The 16,480-nt window shown below is 64.5% G+C and carries 15 protein-coding genes; 8 read left to right on the top strand and 7 right to left on the bottom strand.

The window, feature by feature from the left end:
- Nucleotides 1-48 precede the first annotated feature (48 nt).
- The gene (locus tag AWB78_RS06005) at nt 49-867 is read right to left on the bottom strand and encodes an alpha/beta hydrolase (RefSeq protein ID WP_062603188.1); all 819 of its coding nucleotides are present in this window, start codon (nt 865-867) and stop codon (nt 49-51) included.
- 217 nt (nt 868-1,084) lie between these two features.
- Between AWB78_RS06005 and AWB78_RS06000 the strand changes: the two genes are divergently transcribed.
- From AWB78_RS06000 to AWB78_RS05990, 3 genes are all read left to right on the top strand, one after another.
- Complete coding sequence (locus AWB78_RS06000) at nt 1,085-2,095, top strand: LysR family transcriptional regulator (protein ID WP_062603186.1); 1,011 nt, start codon at nt 1,085-1,087, stop codon at nt 2,093-2,095.
- Nucleotides 2,096-2,175: 80 nt separating this feature from the next.
- A complete protein-coding gene (locus tag AWB78_RS05995) occupies nt 2,176-2,706 on the top strand; it encodes a GNAT family N-acetyltransferase (protein WP_062603185.1) in 531 nt (176 codons plus the stop codon).
- A 233-nt stretch (nt 2,707-2,939) separates the two neighbouring features.
- Nucleotides 2,940-3,311 (top strand): DUF4148 domain-containing protein, encoded by a 372-nt coding sequence (locus tag AWB78_RS05990; RefSeq protein ID WP_062603183.1) that lies wholly within the window; start codon nt 2,940-2,942, stop codon nt 3,309-3,311.
- 226 nt (nt 3,312-3,537) lie between these two features.
- On the opposite strand, the gene AWB78_RS05985 is transcribed toward AWB78_RS05990, so the two are convergent.
- Nucleotides 3,538-6,060 (bottom strand): adenosylcobalamin-dependent ribonucleoside-diphosphate reductase, encoded by a 2,523-nt coding sequence (locus AWB78_RS05985; RefSeq protein ID WP_062603181.1) that lies wholly within the window; start codon nt 6,058-6,060, stop codon nt 3,538-3,540.
- 172 nt (nt 6,061-6,232) lie between these two features.
- Between AWB78_RS05985 and mobB the strand changes: the two genes are divergently transcribed.
- Nucleotides 6,233-6,757 carry a molybdopterin-guanine dinucleotide biosynthesis protein B gene (gene mobB / locus AWB78_RS05980; RefSeq protein WP_062603180.1) on the top strand — a complete coding sequence of 175 codons (525 nt, stop codon included), beginning with the start codon at nt 6,233-6,235 and terminating at the stop codon, nt 6,755-6,757.
- On the opposite strand, the gene AWB78_RS05975 is transcribed toward mobB, so the two are convergent.
- From AWB78_RS05975 to AWB78_RS05960, 4 genes are all read right to left on the bottom strand, one after another.
- Nucleotides 6,754-6,963 carry a DUF2783 domain-containing protein gene (locus AWB78_RS05975; RefSeq protein WP_082883241.1) on the bottom strand — a complete coding sequence of 70 codons (210 nt, stop codon included), beginning with the start codon at nt 6,961-6,963 and terminating at the stop codon, nt 6,754-6,756. The genes mobB and AWB78_RS05975 overlap by 4 nt on opposite strands.
- Nucleotides 6,963-8,642 (bottom strand): FAD-dependent oxidoreductase, encoded by a 1,680-nt coding sequence (locus AWB78_RS05970; RefSeq protein WP_062603178.1) that lies wholly within the window; start codon nt 8,640-8,642, stop codon nt 6,963-6,965. Before AWB78_RS05970 ends, AWB78_RS05975 begins: the two co-directional genes overlap by 1 nt.
- Nucleotides 8,643-8,901: 259 nt before the next feature.
- Nucleotides 8,902-9,684: an IclR family transcriptional regulator gene (locus tag AWB78_RS05965; protein ID WP_062603177.1), complete on the bottom strand. Its 783-nt coding sequence runs from the start codon at nt 9,682-9,684 to the stop codon at nt 8,902-8,904.
- 61 nt (nt 9,685-9,745) lie between these two features.
- Nucleotides 9,746-10,255: a cupin domain-containing protein gene (locus AWB78_RS05960; protein WP_062603175.1), complete on the bottom strand. Its 510-nt coding sequence runs from the start codon at nt 10,253-10,255 to the stop codon at nt 9,746-9,748.
- 89 nt (nt 10,256-10,344) lie between these two features.
- Here AWB78_RS05960 and AWB78_RS05955 point away from each other — a divergent pair, with 89 nt between their 5' ends.
- Complete coding sequence (locus tag AWB78_RS05955) at nt 10,345-11,082, top strand: ABC transporter substrate-binding protein (RefSeq protein ID WP_062603174.1); 738 nt, start codon at nt 10,345-10,347, stop codon at nt 11,080-11,082.
- Nucleotides 11,079-11,498 (top strand): GNAT family N-acetyltransferase, encoded by a 420-nt coding sequence (locus AWB78_RS05950; RefSeq protein WP_062603172.1) that lies wholly within the window; start codon nt 11,079-11,081, stop codon nt 11,496-11,498. Before AWB78_RS05955 ends, AWB78_RS05950 begins: the two co-directional genes overlap by 4 nt.
- Before the next feature lie 65 nt (nt 11,499-11,563).
- Here AWB78_RS05950 and AWB78_RS05945 read toward each other — a convergent pair whose 3' ends face one another.
- Nucleotides 11,564-12,253, bottom strand: a complete 690-nt coding sequence (locus AWB78_RS05945) for a DJ-1/PfpI family protein (protein ID WP_062603170.1) — start codon at nt 12,251-12,253, stop codon at nt 11,564-11,566.
- Nucleotides 12,254-12,369: 116 nt separating this feature from the next.
- Between AWB78_RS05945 and AWB78_RS05940 the strand changes: the two genes are divergently transcribed.
- Both AWB78_RS05940 and AWB78_RS05935 read left to right on the top strand, forming a co-directional pair.
- Nucleotides 12,370-13,371, top strand: a complete 1,002-nt coding sequence (locus AWB78_RS05940; protein WP_074173388.1) for a GlxA family transcriptional regulator — start codon at nt 12,370-12,372, stop codon at nt 13,369-13,371.
- Nucleotides 13,372-13,552: 181 nt separating this feature from the next.
- Entirely contained in the window at nt 13,553-16,474 is a 2,922-nt protein-coding gene (locus AWB78_RS05935) for a bifunctional diguanylate cyclase/phosphodiesterase (protein ID WP_062603168.1), read from the top strand.
- Nucleotides 16,475-16,480 lie beyond the last annotated feature (6 nt).

Below are 16,480 nucleotides of genomic sequence, written 5' to 3'. Positions count from 1 at the left end.
GTTTCTTGCGCTTGCTTTTCGCGTGGGCGTTTTGCGCTTACGTCGCGCTCATTTCGCGCGTGCGAGGCGCTTCTTGAAGAACACGACGACATCCGCTAGCGCGTCGGGATGCGCGGCGAGCGCGTGATGCGACGTCTTGCCGTGACGCGTGACTTCCGTCGGCACGCCCGCGGCGATCAGTTCGCCCGCGTATTTCTCCGCCTCGATATGCAGCAGATCGTGCTCGGCGCTCGCGATCATCGCGGGCGGCAGGCCGCCGAGACGGCGCGATTCGAGCGGCGCGGCATACGGATGCAGACGTTGCGAAGGATTCGGCAGATACGCGCGATACCACTGCGCGCATTCGCATGCCTCGAAATCGGGGCACAGCACTTTGCGTTCGTCGGCGAGGCGCGTCATGCTCGGATCGAGCAGCGGCGCGAGCAAGGCTTGCGCGGACATGCGAAGATCGCCGCGATCACGTGCGATAGCCGCGACGCACGTGGCGAGATTGCCGCCCGCGTCATGGCCCGCGATGCCGATGCGCTGCGGGTCCGCGCGCTGCGCGCGGGCATGCGCCACCGCCCATTGCGCCGCGCGATAGCCGTCTTCGGGCGCGGCGGGAAACGGATATTTCGGCGCGAGCGAATAGCCGACGGACACGACCCACGCGGGTGTATCGCGTGCAATCGTCGCGGCGGCGATATCGGCATCGTCGAGTGCGCCGCCGATGAAACCGCCGCCGTGGAAGTACAGAACGATGGGCAGAACCGTGCCGTCCGACGCGGGGCGATAGCTGCGCAGTGTGATCGGTTGCGCGTGCCCCGTGATCTGCACATCCTCGATGCACAGGCGCGGGCTCGACTCCAGATCCAACAGTGTTGCCATGGTTATTCTCAGTGCGAGGCCGATGGTGCAAGGCCTTCACGCATAAGTTGCGATGCTGCGAATTCTGGAGTCCGCGCCTTTTTTAATAAATGCCTATAATCCGGCAACACAATTCGGTCGCACCGAACAATCGTGGTTATCCCTTGCGATTGTTCAATCGGTCATTCTTTGGCGCACGCTTAATAGTTGCGTCGCTAAGTAAAGAAGGTGAGAGAACATGGATCGGCTACAAGCAATGCAGGTCTTCACCCGCGTCGTCGACACCAACAGCTTTTCCCGCGCCGCGGACACGCTCAATCTGCCGCGCGCCTCGGTCACGACGATCATCCAGAATCTGGAAGCGCATCTGAACGTGCGGCTGCTTCAGCGCACGACGCGCAGGCTCAACCTCACGCCGGACGGCGCCGCGTACTACGAGCGCTGCGTGCGCATCCTCGCGGACATCGAGGAAGCGGAAAGCACCTTCTCGAACAATGGCAAAGGGCCGCACGGCAAGCTGCGGGTCGATATGCCGGGCGCGATCGGGCGGCTCATCGTGATGCCGCAGCTATGCGATTTCCACACGCGCTATCCGGATATCGAGTTGATGATGGGCTTCGGCGACAAGCCCGTCGATCTGATTCAGGAAGGCGTGGACTGCGTGATTCGCGTGGGCACGCTGCAGGATTCGAGTCTCGTCGCGCGGCGCATCGGCGTGTTCCAGGGCGTGACGGTCGCAGCGCCGCAATACCTCGAACGCAACGGCACGCCGACGACCATCGACGATTTGCAGAATCACACGGCGGTGAATTATTTTTCGAGCCGCACGGGCCGCATCATGGACATGGACTTCGTCGTCGACGATGAAACCATCGAAGTGAAGATGCGCGGCATGATCGCGGTGAACGATGCCGAAGCGTATCTGAGCTGCGGCCTGAAGGGCGTCGGCATCATTCAGGTGCCGCGCTTCATGGCGCTGCCGTATCTGCGCGCGGGCGAGCTCGTCGAAGTGCTGCCGCAATGGAATCCGCTGCCGATGCCGATTTCCGCGGTATATCCGCATAACCGCCATCTGTCGCCGAAGGTGCGCGTGTTCGTCGACTGGGCCGCGGAACTGTTCGAGCGTTGCCCGCTGCTGCAGGGTCAGAAGGATGCGGAAGAGCGCTGCCTGCCGACGAGCACGTCAGCGCCGACCATCGTGCGGCATGGCACGCCGGAAGTCGCCGGCACCGAGGATATCGTTGCATAGCTAATCATCGGCCGGGAGCGGCGAGCACGGTATGATCTGACGCCAGGGGATTCACGCGGGGCGCTACATCGGATCGAACAATGAACGACAACATCACCGTGCGCCGCGTCGGCGCGGACGAAGCATCGCAATACATCGAGGCGTTGGCGGACGTCCTCATCGACTGCGTAGAAGGCGGCGCATCGGTCAGCTTCATGTTGCCCATTTCGCGCGCGACCGCCGCCGAATTCTGGACACGCGTGGCGCAAGGCGTTGCGCGCGATGAGCGCATTCTGCTCGTTGCCGAAGACGCAGAGAGAAGCGTTCTCGGCACGGTGCAGGTCATCACCGCTCAGCCCGAAAACCAGCCGCATCGCGCCGATATCGCGAAGATGCTCGTGGTGCGTCGTGCAAGACGTCAGGGCATTGCCCAGCGTCTGATGAGCGCCGCAGACGATGCCGCGCGCATCGCGGGCAAGTCCGTCCTCGTGCTCGATACCGTGACGGGCGGCGATGCCGAGCGCCTCTATGAACGCGCCGGATGGCAGCGCGTGGGCGTCGTGCCCAACTATGCGCTGATGCCCGACGGCACGCTCTGCGCCACCACGTTCTTCCACAAGCAACTCGCCTGAATAACGCTTCATCGCTGCGCTATCGATCCGGCCGATACGTTTGCATCGAACGGCAAACGCCCGCCCGTCAATGCTCTGCGCGATTATTCGCCGGAATCGATAAATCTATTCGCCGATACGGCATTTATCCGCGCGCGCCGCGCGACTACATTCGCTTGTGACGCAGCGTGTTCATCATCGAATGCAATCCGCATTTGCCCGCACGCTGCACCGGAATGAAAGGAGTCGCAAGCATGAAACAGCTCATCACGGGGTTCTCTCTCGCCGCCATCTCCGCCGTCGTCGCGACCACCGCGTTCGCGGAGGGTGGTCAGGGCATCGGCCGCGCGGGCACATATCAGGTTCAGACGCAAACACAAGCGAGTGCGACCGATACGCCGAAGACGCGCGCGCAAGTGCGTGCCGAACTCGTCGCCGCGTATTCGAACGGTTCGCTGCCTGCGTTGAATCGCAACACGTATCCGGAGCGCAGCATGTGGGGCGATGCCGTCGCCGCACAGAGCGAGCAACGCGCACGCGATGCGGAGCAAGCTGAAGCGCGCAATCGTGAGATCGTCGAGTATGCCAATGGCTCCGCGATGCAAGGCAATGTGACGGCGCGCTGAGAACGCGTCGTCGAAGAAGATTCAAGAGGTCATCATGTCAGAAAACACTTCCCTCGATCAGTTCTCGCTTCTCGATGAACTTCCGTTCGTGACGCCGGTGTGGCGTCCTTTCGTGCAGCACGCGGCACATGCGCCGGCTCGTGCGCAAGACGCGAAGCAAGAGACTGCCGAACGCTCACATTGAGCGTAAGAAGGCGCGGATCGATATCCGCGCCTTTTTTTCAACTCAACCGCACGCGCCGATTTCGCCGCAAGCCGTGCAGAAGTCGCACCCGTCCTTGCGGATCACCGCGTTCGCACCGCACGTCGCGCATTTACGGCCGTGCATCTGGGGAAGGCTATGCGGATCGATTTCGCCCTGCGCGATACTCTCGGTTACCTCTTCGCGCTCGTCAGCTGCAGCTACCGCACGCGCCGCGTGATCGGCGCGCTTGTGCGCAAGCACGCGAGACGGCACCTGATTTCCTTCTGCATCGAGAAAGCCGCGACGATGAAGAATCTGCTGGATCGCATACGCTAGCGCGGCGACTTCCGAGTCGTGCCAGCGCGGACTGCGATGACCGTCGAGACGTTCGACATCACCGAGACGCACCTGCCCGCGATCCCACGACACCTTGCGCATGTCCTGCAGCGTGCGCGCCGCGAAACCGCCGCGCGCGGCCAGCGACAGCGAGCGCATCGTCGCCGTGATCCATTGCTGCGATTCGTCGCGTTGCCCCGTGGGAATGAAGAACTCGATGGGCCGCTCGATAGTTACGTCCTCGCCCGCGAGGCGCCCCGTCACCTCGATGAACGACACCGCGAGATACAGCGACTTCTTCCCGGCCTGCGTCAGATACTCGACCTTCTCAATGATCGCCGGCAACTGCCCTTTCGGCCGATGGTCGATCGCGATGCGTAAAGGATCGAGATCGAAGTCGGGATCGGGCGAATCGCTGGGCGTCTCGGCGGGCGTGACGGAGAGCACCGCGCCCAATGTCTCGTTCGGCCGATACGTCGCGAGCCCTTTGAGCCCGCGCCGCCACGCTTCGAAATAGAGGTCCTGAAACTTGTCGAACGGATAATCGGCGGGCACGTTCACGGTCTTCGAGATCGATGTATCGACGAATGGCTGCACCGCCGCCATCATCTCCATGTGATCGTGCGCGGACATTTCGAGCGCGCTCACGAAGTACTCAGGCAGCGCGTTCACGTCGCCGCCCATCTCGCGATAGAGCCGGTATGCGTGATCCTCGACGGCGAAGGTCTGGCGCGAACCGTCAGCCATGCGCTTCGTGCGCTGATAGGTCCATGAGAATGCGGGCTCGATGCCATTCGATGCATTGTCCGCGAACGCGAGGCTCACGGTACCCGTCGGCGCGATGGACAAGAGATGGCTGTTGCGAATGCCATGCTCGCGGATCGCGCTCTTGATGTCGTCCGGCAGGCGCGATGCGAACGTGCCCTCCTCCAGATAACGCTTCGCATCGAAGAGCGGAAACTTGCCGCGTTCTTTCGCGAGCTCGACCGATGCGCGATACGCTTCATCGCGCATCGACCGCGCGACGCGCGTGGCGAAGTCGCGCCCTTCCTGCGCGTCGTAGCGCAAGCCGAGCATCACGAGCGTATCGCCGAGCCCCGTGAAGCCCACACCGATACGACGCTTCGCCGCCGCTTCGCGCGCCTGTTCGTCGAGCGGCCAGAGCGTGACGTCGAGCACGTCGTCGAGAAAGCGCACTTGTGTGCGCGTCGTGCGCGCGAAACCGTCCCAATCGAAGGAAGGCACGCCGCCGCGCATCTGCGCGAAAGGATCGCGCACGAAGCGCGTGAGATTGAGCGGGCCGAGATTGCAGCATCCGTATGCGGGTAGCGGCTGTTCGCCGCAAGGATTGGTCGCGCGGATCGCTTCGACCGCGCGCAGGTTGTTGTCGTCGTTCATGCGCGACATGAACACGACGCCCGGCTCCGCGACATCGTAGGTCGAGCGCATGATCGTGTTCCATACTTCGCGCGCGCGCACTTCGCGATAGACCCACAGGCCGTCATCGCGCTGATGCATGTCTTCGGCGGCGCGTTGCGCGGGCGATGGCTCGGCCTTGTGCACGAGCTGCCATATGGAATCGTCCGCGACGGCCTGCATGAACTCGTCGCTCACCGCAACCGATACATTGAAATTGTTCCAGCGCCCTTTCGTATGTTTTGCCGCGATGAATTCGAGCAGGTCGGGATGCGTGCAATCGAGAATGCCCATCTGCGCGCCGCGCCGCGCGCCCGCGCTTTCCACGGTGCGGCACGACGCATCGAATACGTCCATGTAGCTGCATGGACCGGATGCTGCCGATCCCGTCGAATGAACACGCGCGCCGCGCGGACGGATCGCGGAAAAGTTATAGCCCACGCCGCCGCCGCGACGCATCGTCTCGGCCGCTTGCAACAGCGCGACATAGATGCCCGGCAGCCCGTTGCTATCGACGCTCTGTATGGCATCGCCCACGGGCTGCACGAAGCAGTTGATGAGCGTCGCGTCGATGCCCGCGCCAGCCGCGCTCATGATGCGCCCCGCGCCGAGCGCGCCGCGCTTGAAGTTATCGACGAACTCCGCTTCGATCTTCGCGCGCGCCTCTTTCGGCTCGGCTTGCGCGACACCGCGCGCCACGCGGCGATAGATATCCTCGACGCGCGACTCGTCCCCCTTGGCATATTTTTCGAGCATCACGTCGATGGAGAACTGCTGCGGTGCGAGAGCGGTGCTGGGATTGTCTTCGGCCATGTCGGATCCTTTGAACGCTTGGGGCGGCACGCGATAGGGTCTGAAACCTGTGGCGCGCGCTGGCGTGATCTGCCGCAAAGGCAATGCCCGACGATAGCGCGATTTCTCCCGCCTCGCCATCGAGCCGTTAAACTCGTCTGATCGAAACCAAAACAATCAGCCGACCAATCGCATGAATTCGCGTCATCCGCCGCTCTTCGGCATCTCGGGCCGCTCGGGCCAGGGCAAGACCACACTGATCGAAGCGCTGTTGCCATGGCTGCGCGCACGCGGCCTCACGGTCAACGTCATCAAGCATAGTCATCACTCGATCGAGCTCGAGCCGCCGGGCAAGGACAGCGCGCGCTTTCGTCGCGCGGGCGCGGGGGAAGTGCTGATCACATCGCCTTACCGGTATGCGATCGTGCGCGAGTTGAACGGCGACGCGGAGCCGCCGCTCGCCGAGCTCGCCGCGCGGCTGTCGCAAGCGGACCTCGTGATCGTCGAAGGATTCGCGCGCGAGCCGATGCCGCGTCTGGAAGTCGTGCGGCCCTCGGCGGGCCGCGATCCGCTCTACAGGACCGACGTGGAGATAGTTGCAATCGCAACCGATGAGCCCGCCGCGATCGAATCGGCGCTGCCCTTGCTCGCGCTCGACGATATCGCGGGCATCGGCGCGTTCATCTGCGAGCGCGTGGGCATCGTGTTGAAGGATTAACTCGCGGCGAGACCGTGACGCGCCATCGCCAATGCTTCTTTCAGCACATCGTTATCGCCGATGTGATTCGCAAGCAGCAGGATCAGCTTCGCGTTGAGCAACTGGCTCTCCTCGTCGGAGAGTCCGTTGTGCGTGTCGATGAGGCGCTCGTAGAACGCATCGTGGTCCGCGATATTCAGTTCGAGATTGAGCTTCATACGATTCATCATCCGTTGCAGGTTGCACGCTTGACCGCGGCCGTGACCGATGCGGCATCGAAGGCGCGCCAGCGCGCGCACACGTGTTGATCGGGACGCAGCAGATAGAACGTGCCCGGCCGTGCATCGAAGCGATGCGCGACCATGCCTTCGACATCTTCCACCACGGTCACGCCCGGCACCTTGCAGGTCATCCCTTTTGGCACGACGATCAGCGCGCGCACCGGAAGCGGCGCGTTCGACAAGGTCGCGAGGCTTTGCGCGCACGCGTCGGGACCGTGACCCAGTCCGCAGAAATAAATGCCCGTGAACGCGCCGCCGTGCGTCTGCGGCAGGAGCCATGCGTCGCGGTCGTCCACGCGCACCGGCGCATCCACGCAAGGCGCACCGGGAATCATCGCGCCATTGAAGCTATCGTCAGCGGCGTCCGGTGTGTTGAGCGTCGAATCGCGCAGCACGGCCGGCACCGAAAGCCGTCCGCTGTTCGCCATGCGCCGCGCGAACGGGCAGTCCTTCGCGAGCTTGAGGGTCGCGTCGCGAAAGAGGCGTGAAACAGGGCTCTTCGGCGTGATGAAGTCCGTGGCGCGCGTCGAGTTGAGGATGTTTTCATCGGCGGCGTATTCGCGTTCGGACGCGTAGGTATCGAGCAGCGTCTGCGGCGCATCGCCGTTCACGACGAGCTTCAGCTTCCATGCGAGATTGTCCGCATCCTGAACGCCGCTGTTCGCGCCGCGCGCGCCGAACGGCGACACGCCATGTGCGGAATCGCCCGCGAAGATGACGCGGCCATGTCTGAAATCATCCATGCGCAGGCACGAGAACGTATAGACGCTCACCCATTCCAGTTCGAACTCGGCGTCTTCGCCAAGCAGCGCCTTCACGCGCGGAATCACGCGCTCGGGCTCCTTCTCTGCGACGGGGTCCGCGTCCCAGCCGAGCTGAAAATCGATGCGCCATACATCGTCCGGCTGACGATGCAGCAGCACCGACTGGTTGCGATGAAACGGCGGATCGAACCAGAACCAGCGTTCGGTAGGGAACGGCGCCTTCATCTTCACATCGGCGATCAGGAAGCGGTCCTTGAACGTGCGCCCGTGGCTATCGAGACCGAGCAGCTTGCGCATCGCGCTGCGCGAGCCATCGGCGGCCACGACGTATTGCGCCTTGAGCGGATACACGCCGTCGGGCGTTTCGACCTGCAATTCGACGTGGTCATCATGCTGCGTCACGCCGGCCACATTGCTCTTCCAGCGCAATTGCAGATGCTCCAGCTGCATCGCGCGCTCGGCCAGAAAGCCTTCGACGTAGTACTGCTGCAAGTTGATGAACGCGGGACGCGAATGACCCGTTTCCGGCAGAAGATTGAACGTGTAGACGAGGTCGTCCTGCAGAAACACCTTGCCGACGTTCCAGCTCACGCCCTTTTCCATCATCCTTTCGCCGCAGCCGAGGCGATCGAAAATCTCGAGCGTGCGCTTCGCGAAGCAGATGGCGCGCGACCCCGTGGACACGGTGTCGTCGTTGTCGAGCAGCACGGTACGCACGCCCTGCTGCGCGAGGTCGATGGCCGTCGCGAGGCCCACCGGCCCCGCGCCGATCACGGCCACAGGATAAGGCGATGACGCGGGCGCGTCGTGATCGGGCGCGCGCTCGTACTCGAAACGCAGGTTGGCGTAATTCACGGACATTCGATCGTCTCCATCGTCGAGCCTTTTCGTCTTCGCAAGACGCGTTCGGCTCAGGCGCGAATCGCTTCGCTCTCGGTTAGTTGTTCATCATTGTACAAGTCGTTTTATATTGTTGAATCTGCGTTTACCCGTACGAGCGCGCAGGGAAAAGCCGCGGCAGGACCGCCGCGACTTCTATATGAACATTAGGAGATGGAACGTGTGAAAGCGAAAATATCGCTGGGAAGCGCTGGCGGCCAACTCGACCGCCAGGCGTGAATCAGACGGCGACGAAGCCGAGCATCTTCGACACGCGTTGCGCGCAGTCGTGCAGCGCCTTCGCGATGTCGCCATTCCACGCGCCATCGAACGAGCCGCTCGGCCCGATCGCCGTGATCGCGAGCACGATATTGCGCGAATGGTCGAACACGGGCGCGCTCATCGCGCTGATGCCGGCGACGGGTTCGTCGATGGCGCGCGCGATGCCTTGCTCGCGCACTTCGGTGAGCATCGCGTCGATCTGCCCGCGCGTGTAATCGCGACGCTGCGCGCCGATCTGCAACGCGCCCGCACGCTCGATCGCGACGAGGGCATCGACCGTCATCGGCGGCAGATACGCGGCGAATGCGCGGCCCGTCGCGGTCTGCAGCAGGGACATCACCGTGCCCGTGCGCATCGTCACGTGGATGGGCACGCTCGCCTGTTGAATGTGAACGATCGTCGGGCCATAGCTGCCCGCGCTCGCTAGCGCGACCGTATGCTCGATGCGCGGCGTCATGTTCGCCACTTCCGCGATGGCGAGGCGCACCGGATCGACGCGCTGCAAGCTGATCAGCCCCATCTGCAAGGCGAACGGCCCGAGCTCGTAGCGGCCCGTCGCGGCATCCTGCTGAATGAGGCCGAGATTGCCGTATGACACGAGATAGGGATGCGCCTTCGCCGACGGCATGCCCGCCTTCTTCGCGAGATCGCCGAGCAGCATCGGGCCGCCATGATCCACGAGCGCGCGCAGGAGCGCCCCACCTACTTCGATCGATTGAATCCCGCGGCGCACTCCGCTCATGCCTGTCCCTGTGTCGTTGTCGATGATGCGCGCGATGATAACCGCACTTGCGCTCGTCTCGTCATGGTTTGGGCCCGAGCCGCGCGATCAGCTCGCGATGCTGCGGATAGCGCGCTTCGAGCGCGCCCGGTGCGGCCAGCTCGAACTCGCTGAACTCGAAGCCCGGCGCGACCGTGCAGCCGACGAGCGCCGCGCCCCGTTCATCGCGACAGACGGCGGCGAACCAGTCGCCGGCCTCGACGACCGCCTGAAACACGGCATCCGGATGCACGAGCGCGTTACCGAGCCGATGCGTAACGAGCGTGCCGTTCGCATCGAGCACGTGCACGTCGAGCGGATCGCCCGCATAGAAATGCCACACCTCGTCCGAGCGGATGCGATGCCACGCCGAATGCGCGCCATCGCATAGCAGGAAGTAGATCGCGGTGGACGCGGCGCGCAATGTGCCTTCTTTCTCGCGCGTGACCTTGCCGCCCGCGCGATACGTCTCGCGGAAGAATCCGCCTTCGGGATGCGGCTCGAGCTTCAGGCGCTCGATCAATTCACGGCTGTCGATGCGTTGGCGTTGCATATCGTTCCTTTGGCAGAGCCGTTTCGGTTCGCGTATTCTGCATCGAATCGATCGTGTCGCCACTTCCCTTCCACTCATCGACGGACACCATGACCCTTTCCCCTGCCTTGCTGAACGCCTTCGCTCCGACCGGCACGCTGCGCGCATCGATCAATCTCGGCAATCCGATCCTCGCGCATCGAACCGACAGCGGCGAGCCGGGCGGCGTATCGGTGGATCTCGCGCGCGAACTCGCATCACGGCTCGGTGTGCCGGTCGCGTTCAGTGCGTTCGACACCGCCGCGAAGTCCGTCGAAACCGTCACGAACGAAGCCGCCGATATCGGCTTCTTCGCGATCGATCCGCTGCGTGGCGCGGGCATCGCGTTCACGGCGGCTTACGTGCTGATCGAAGGCTGCTATCTCGTGCGCGATGCATCGCCGCTCACGCGCAACGAGGATGTCGATCGCGACGGCAATCGCATCGCGGTCGGCAAGGGCAGCGCATACGACCTCTTTCTGACGCGCGAGATCGAACATGCGACGCTCGTTCGCGCGGAGTCGTCGCAGGCGGTGGTCGAAACGTTCGTGCGCGACGCGCTCGAAGTTGCCGCGGGCGTGAAGCAGCAACTCGAGGCCGATGCGGCGCGCACGCCCGGATTGCGCCTGCTCGACGGACGCTTCATGGTGATCCAGCAGGCGATGGGCTTGCCGAAGAGCCGCGGCGACGAAGCCGCGATCTATCTGCGCGAGTTCGTGGAGGACGTGAAGCGCTCGGGCTTCGTCGCGGACGCGCTCGCGCGGCACGGCATCAAGGGCGCGTCGGTGGCGCCGTCCGCGCAGCCATGAGCGACGTCACGCTCGCCGTCACCGACTGGATCGACGCGAGCTTCGAGCATGACGTCGCGGGCGGCCTCGCCGCATTCAACCGGGCGCAACTCGGCCCGAGCCATCAGCGCGATCTCGCGGTGTCGCTTTATCGCGATGACGAATTTCTCGGCGGCCTCGCGGGCTATACCGCGTGGGACTGGCTCTTCGTGAAATGGCTATGGATACGCGAGGATGCACGCCGCGCCGGGCTCGGTACGCGCGCGCTCGAAGCCGCCGAGACCGAGGCGCGAAAGCGCGGCTGCCGCGCGGCGTGGCTCGACACGGTCAATCCCGCGGCGCGCGCGCTCTATGCGCGCCACGGTTACGAGACCTTCGGCGAGATCGCCGATTTTCACGCGGGCCAGTCACGCTATTTCATGCAGAAGCGGTTCTAGCGCTTTGGCGTTTTGCATTACGAATGCATAAAACCAAAGTGCATTTTGCGTTTTGCATTCCAGAATCACGCGTCGAGTTTCAACCGGTCCACGACGCGCGCCGTGATCGCATTACGCGCCGCGAGCGATTTCACCAGGCGCTCTTGCACGTCGCTCACGACGGCATCCGGCGCGCGCTTCGGATCGCCGGCGTCGAAAGGCGGCGCGGGCGCGTATTCCATCTGCAACTGGATCGCCTGCGCTTCGTGCTCGCCGACGAGTTCCGCCGCGAGCGTCAGCGCGAAATCGATGCCCGCCGTAATGCCGCCGCCCGTGAACAGGTTGCCGTCCCGCACGACGCGTTCGTGCACCGGAATCGCGCCCAATTCCGCCAGTAGCGAGTGATACGCCCAGTGCGTCGTCGCGCGTTTGCCGCGCAACAGCCCTGCCGCGCCGAGCACGAGCGAGCCGGTGCACACCGACGTCAGATAACGCGCGAGCGCCCCCTGCTTGCGGATGAACGCGAGTGTCTCGTCGTCCTCCATCAGATCGCCGACGCCCGAGCCGCCCGGCACGCACAGCACGTCGAGCGCGGGGCAATCGGCGTAAGTCGCGTCGGGCGTCAGGATCATGCCGGCGCTCGATCCCACAGGCTCGCGCGTCTTCCAGACGAGATGTACTTTCGTGTCGGGCATGTGCGCGAACACGTCGTAGGGGCCGGTCATGTCGAGTTGCTGCACGCCCGGAAACAGCAGCAGGCCGATGTGGTGGGTCATCGTTTTCTCCTTGGATGGTCGTCGTTGGCAGTGGACGAACCGATGCTACGCCGCTACGCTATGGCGAAATCGACACACAACCCACGTTTTCCGCCAATCCTCCATCCGAGGCCATCATGGAGACAGACGCACCGCGCATCATCGACATCCTCGCCTTCCCCGATGTCCAGCTGCTCGACGTCGCCGGGCCGTTGCAGGTGTTCGCCTCCGCGAACGAACTGGCCACGATGGCGGGCTTGCCGCGCCCGTATCGCCCGCGCGTGGTCTCGCGAGGCGGCACCGTGAACGCGTCGGCGGGTCTGGGGCTCGTCGGGGAGACCTTGCCCGATGCGGGCGAACCGTGCGACACGCTGATTATCGCGGGCGGCTGGGGCGTGCACGAGGCGGTGCACGACCGCGCGCTCGTCGACTGGGTGCGCGCGCGCTCGTCCCATGCGCGGCGCACCGCGTCGGTCTGCACCGGCGCGTTTCTGCTCGCGGCGGCGGGCCTTCTGAACGAGCGCCGCGCCGTCACGCACTGGACGCGCTGCGCCGAGCTGGCCGCGCGCTTCCCGGCGGTGCGCGTCGAGTCCGATCCGATCTTCATCCGCGACGGCGACGTATGGACCTCGGCAGGCGTGACGGCGGGCATCGACCTGTCGCTCGCGCTCGTCGAGGAGGATCTCGGGCGCACGCTGGCGCTCGATGTCGCGCGCCATCTCGTCGTGTTTCTGAAGCGCCCCGGCGGGCAGGCGCAGTTCAGCACGGCGCTGTCGCTGCAAAAATCGGGCGAGCGCTTCGGCGAACTGCACGCGTGGATCGCGGAAAATCTCGCGGCGGATCTGTCGGTCGGCGTGCTCGCCGCGCGCGTCGGCATGAGTGAACGCAGCTTCGTGCGCCATTACCGTGCGCAAACCGGCACGACGCCCGCGCGCTCGATCGAGCGCATGCGGCTCGAAGCCGCGCGGCGTCTCCTCGGCGATACGGCACTGCCCGTCAAGCGCATCGCCGCGCGCTGCGGCTTCGGCACCGAAGAAACGATGCGGCGCGGCTTCCTGCGCTCGCTCGGCGTATCGCCGCAGGCCTGGCGCGAGCGATTCACCGGACACGACAGTGCCCGCACCGCGCATTCGGCATGAATGCCCGGCCCGGCGTCCGGGCGCGGCGCTTTTTTTGTCCGGCGTACTCAAGCCTGTATGCTCGCTGCCGTTACCCCATATAGAACGAACGTTTGCTTGAGACGCGCGTCACGCGCGGCGCACGAGCGCAGTCGCTGAACGAGAACCGCCCGCCGTGGCGGCAATATGGCCTGGAGCGCCGATGAGTGTGTTTCCCGCGTACGACGCGCCGGTTGCCCGCGCAACGGCGGTCGAACCTGCAACCGTAGCGGCAACCGACGAGAAGACCTGCGCCTGCGTCGCGCCATCTATCGAAGCCTTGCTGCACGAGGCCGCCGCGAAGGGCTGCCCGCAACAATGGGCGTGGTATCGCGCGGACGAGCAGTTGCATCTGGAGCGGCGCGGCGATGCCCCGCTGCCCGGCGCGCAGGACTGGCCCCACAGCATCGCCGAGGAACGGCTCGGCGCAACATGCGCCGCGCACGGCTGGCATTGCTGGCCGACCGGACGCGGCGAGAGCGTGCTCGGCTGGTTGCTCGCGCCCGCCGCACATCGCGACGATGCGCGCCTCGCCGAACTCGCGCGCACGCTGGGCGAACTCGTGCAGGCCGATGTCCTCGCGCGCGCCCAACTCACGCAACGCGTGCTGTACGAAATCGCGTATCTCGCGAGCTCGGTGCCCGAGCGCGCCGATTTTCTGCGCGGCGTGCACGAACGTCTCGGCACGCTGATCGACGCGGAGAACTTCTATCTCGCGCTCTACGACCGCAAGACGGGCAAGATCACGTATCCGTATTACGTCGACGTGATCGATACCGATGTCGTCGCGGCGGAAAACTACGACCTTCTGAATCCGGCGCGCCTCTCGATGACAGGCCAGGTGCTGACGAGCGGGCAACCGCTTTTCATCACCGCCGCCGATATCCGCGAGGCCGAGCGCGCGGGCCGCTTCTATTGCATCGGCGATCGCCCCGAGTTCTGGATGGGCGCACCGCTCAAGAACGCGAGCGACGAAGTGTTCGGCATGCTGGCGATGCAGGTCTACGACGTCTCGCGCATTTACACCGTCGAAGATCGCGCGCTCTTTCTCGTGGTGGCCCGCCACGTGGCGATGGCGCTCGACCGTATCCTGCACCGCGCCGATCTCGAAGAGCAGGTCGCGCGGCGCACATCCGAATTGTCGAAGCTCAACGCGGCGCTGCGTCACGGCATCGCGGAGCGCGAGCGTTCCGAGCACTTGCAGGCGGCGCTCTATCAGATCGCGGAGTTGTCGAGCCGTCCCGGCGACACGCTGGAGTTTCTGCGCAGCCTGCACGGCATCGTCGGCGAGCTGCTCTATGCGCGCAACTTCTATATCGCGCTTTTCGAAACGGAAACGGGCGAAGTGTCGTTTCCGTATTACGTCGATGAAATCGTGCAGGAGCGCCCCGCGCCGCGTCGCGGGCAGCGCGGCCTCACCGAATATGTGATCCGCGAGCGGCGCGCGCGGCTCATCGATCATGCGGAAGCGTTGCGCCTCATCGAAGAAGGCGCGTTCGAGATCGAGCATAGCGAAGTGCGCCTGCGCTCGTGGCTCGGCATACCGCTCTTCGACGGCGATGTCGTGCGCGGCGTGCTCGCCGTGCAAAGCTATTCGCCGCTCGTGCGCTATTCGCAACGCGATCAGGAATTGCTGACCTTCGTGTCGCGCCATATCGATACCGCGCTCTCGCGCCGCCGCGATGCCGAAGCGCTGCATGCCGCGAATCTCGAACTCGAGGCGCGCGTACAGGCACGCACGCGCGAGCTCGACGACGCCAACGCGCGCCTGCTCTACGAGAACGCACACGATTCATTGACGGGCCTGCCGAACCGCAGCCATCTGATGCACAAGCTGCGCTGCGCATGGCGCGACTATCAGACGCGCGGCGATGAACTGTCGGTAATGTTCATCGACCTCGATCGCTTCAAGGTCGTGAACGACAGTCTCGGCCATCACTTCGGCGACATCCTGCTCGTGCAGGCCGCGGCGCGTCTGCGCGACTGCCTGCGCTCGACGGATCTCCTCGCGCGTCTGGGCGGCGACGAGTTCGCCGTGCTCTCGCCGAACGCGCATGTGCGCGATGCCGTATCGATCGCGAAGCGCATTCTCGCCGCGTTCGATCTGCCGTTTCATATCGAAGAGCATGTGGTGTTTTCGTCGTGCAGCATCGGCATCGTGAGTGCGGACAGTCAATTCCACACCGAGCCCGCCGATCTTCTGCGCGATGCCGATACCGCGATGTATCGCGTGAAGAACGCGGGCCGCGACAGCTTCATCGTGTTCAATCAGGAACTGCGACGCGAAGTGTCGGACCAGGTGGAACGTGAAGGCGCGCTGCGCAATGCGATCAAGCGCGACGACGAGCTGCTGCCCTACTTCCAGCCGATCGTCGATGTGAAAAGCGGCGAAGTGGTCGCGCTCGAAGCGTTGATCCGCTGGCATCAGCCCGACGGGACCATCGTCGGGCCGAGCGAATTTCTGCCTTCGGTAGAGGGTCTGAGGCTCATCGGCAGGCTCGATCTCTACATGCTCGAGCGCGTCGCCGCGATTCTCTCCAACGCGCGCTTTGCGCACTGGCCGCCGGTGCACGTGAACTGCTCCAGCTACAGCATGACGCGCCCCGAATTCGCCGACGATGTGCTCGCGCTGCTGCGGCGTTATCGCGTGTCGCCGTCGCGCGTGTGTCTGGAGCTCACCGAAGGCGCGCTCGTCGCCGAACCTGATCTCGCGCGCCGCACGATGCAGCGGCTCGCGGACAACGGCATGTCCGTCGTGCTCGATGACTTCGGCGCGGGCTTCTCGTCGCTCAGCTACGTGCATCAGTATCAGTTCACAGGCCTGAAGATCGACAAGTCCTTCATTCTCGAACTGACCGCGAGCCCGCGCAGCCGCGCGATCGTGCGCGCGATCGTGCGCATGGCCGAATCGCTCGATCTGACGCTGGTCGCGGAAGGCGTCGAAGACGCGGCGACGCTCTCCGTGCTGCGCGACATGGGCGCCGCGCAGGCACAAGGCTATTTCTTCGACAAGCCCTTGCCGCTCGAAGCGCTCACGCGTGCTTCGCTCGCGCCGCGCGCGATAACTGCGAGCGCATTACTCTGAGCATGC

Source organism: Caballeronia calidae, assembly GCF_900044055.2.
Lineage (GTDB): Bacteria > Pseudomonadota > Gammaproteobacteria > Burkholderiales > Burkholderiaceae > Caballeronia > Caballeronia calidae.
This window is presented reverse-complemented; position numbering and strand designations above follow the sequence as displayed.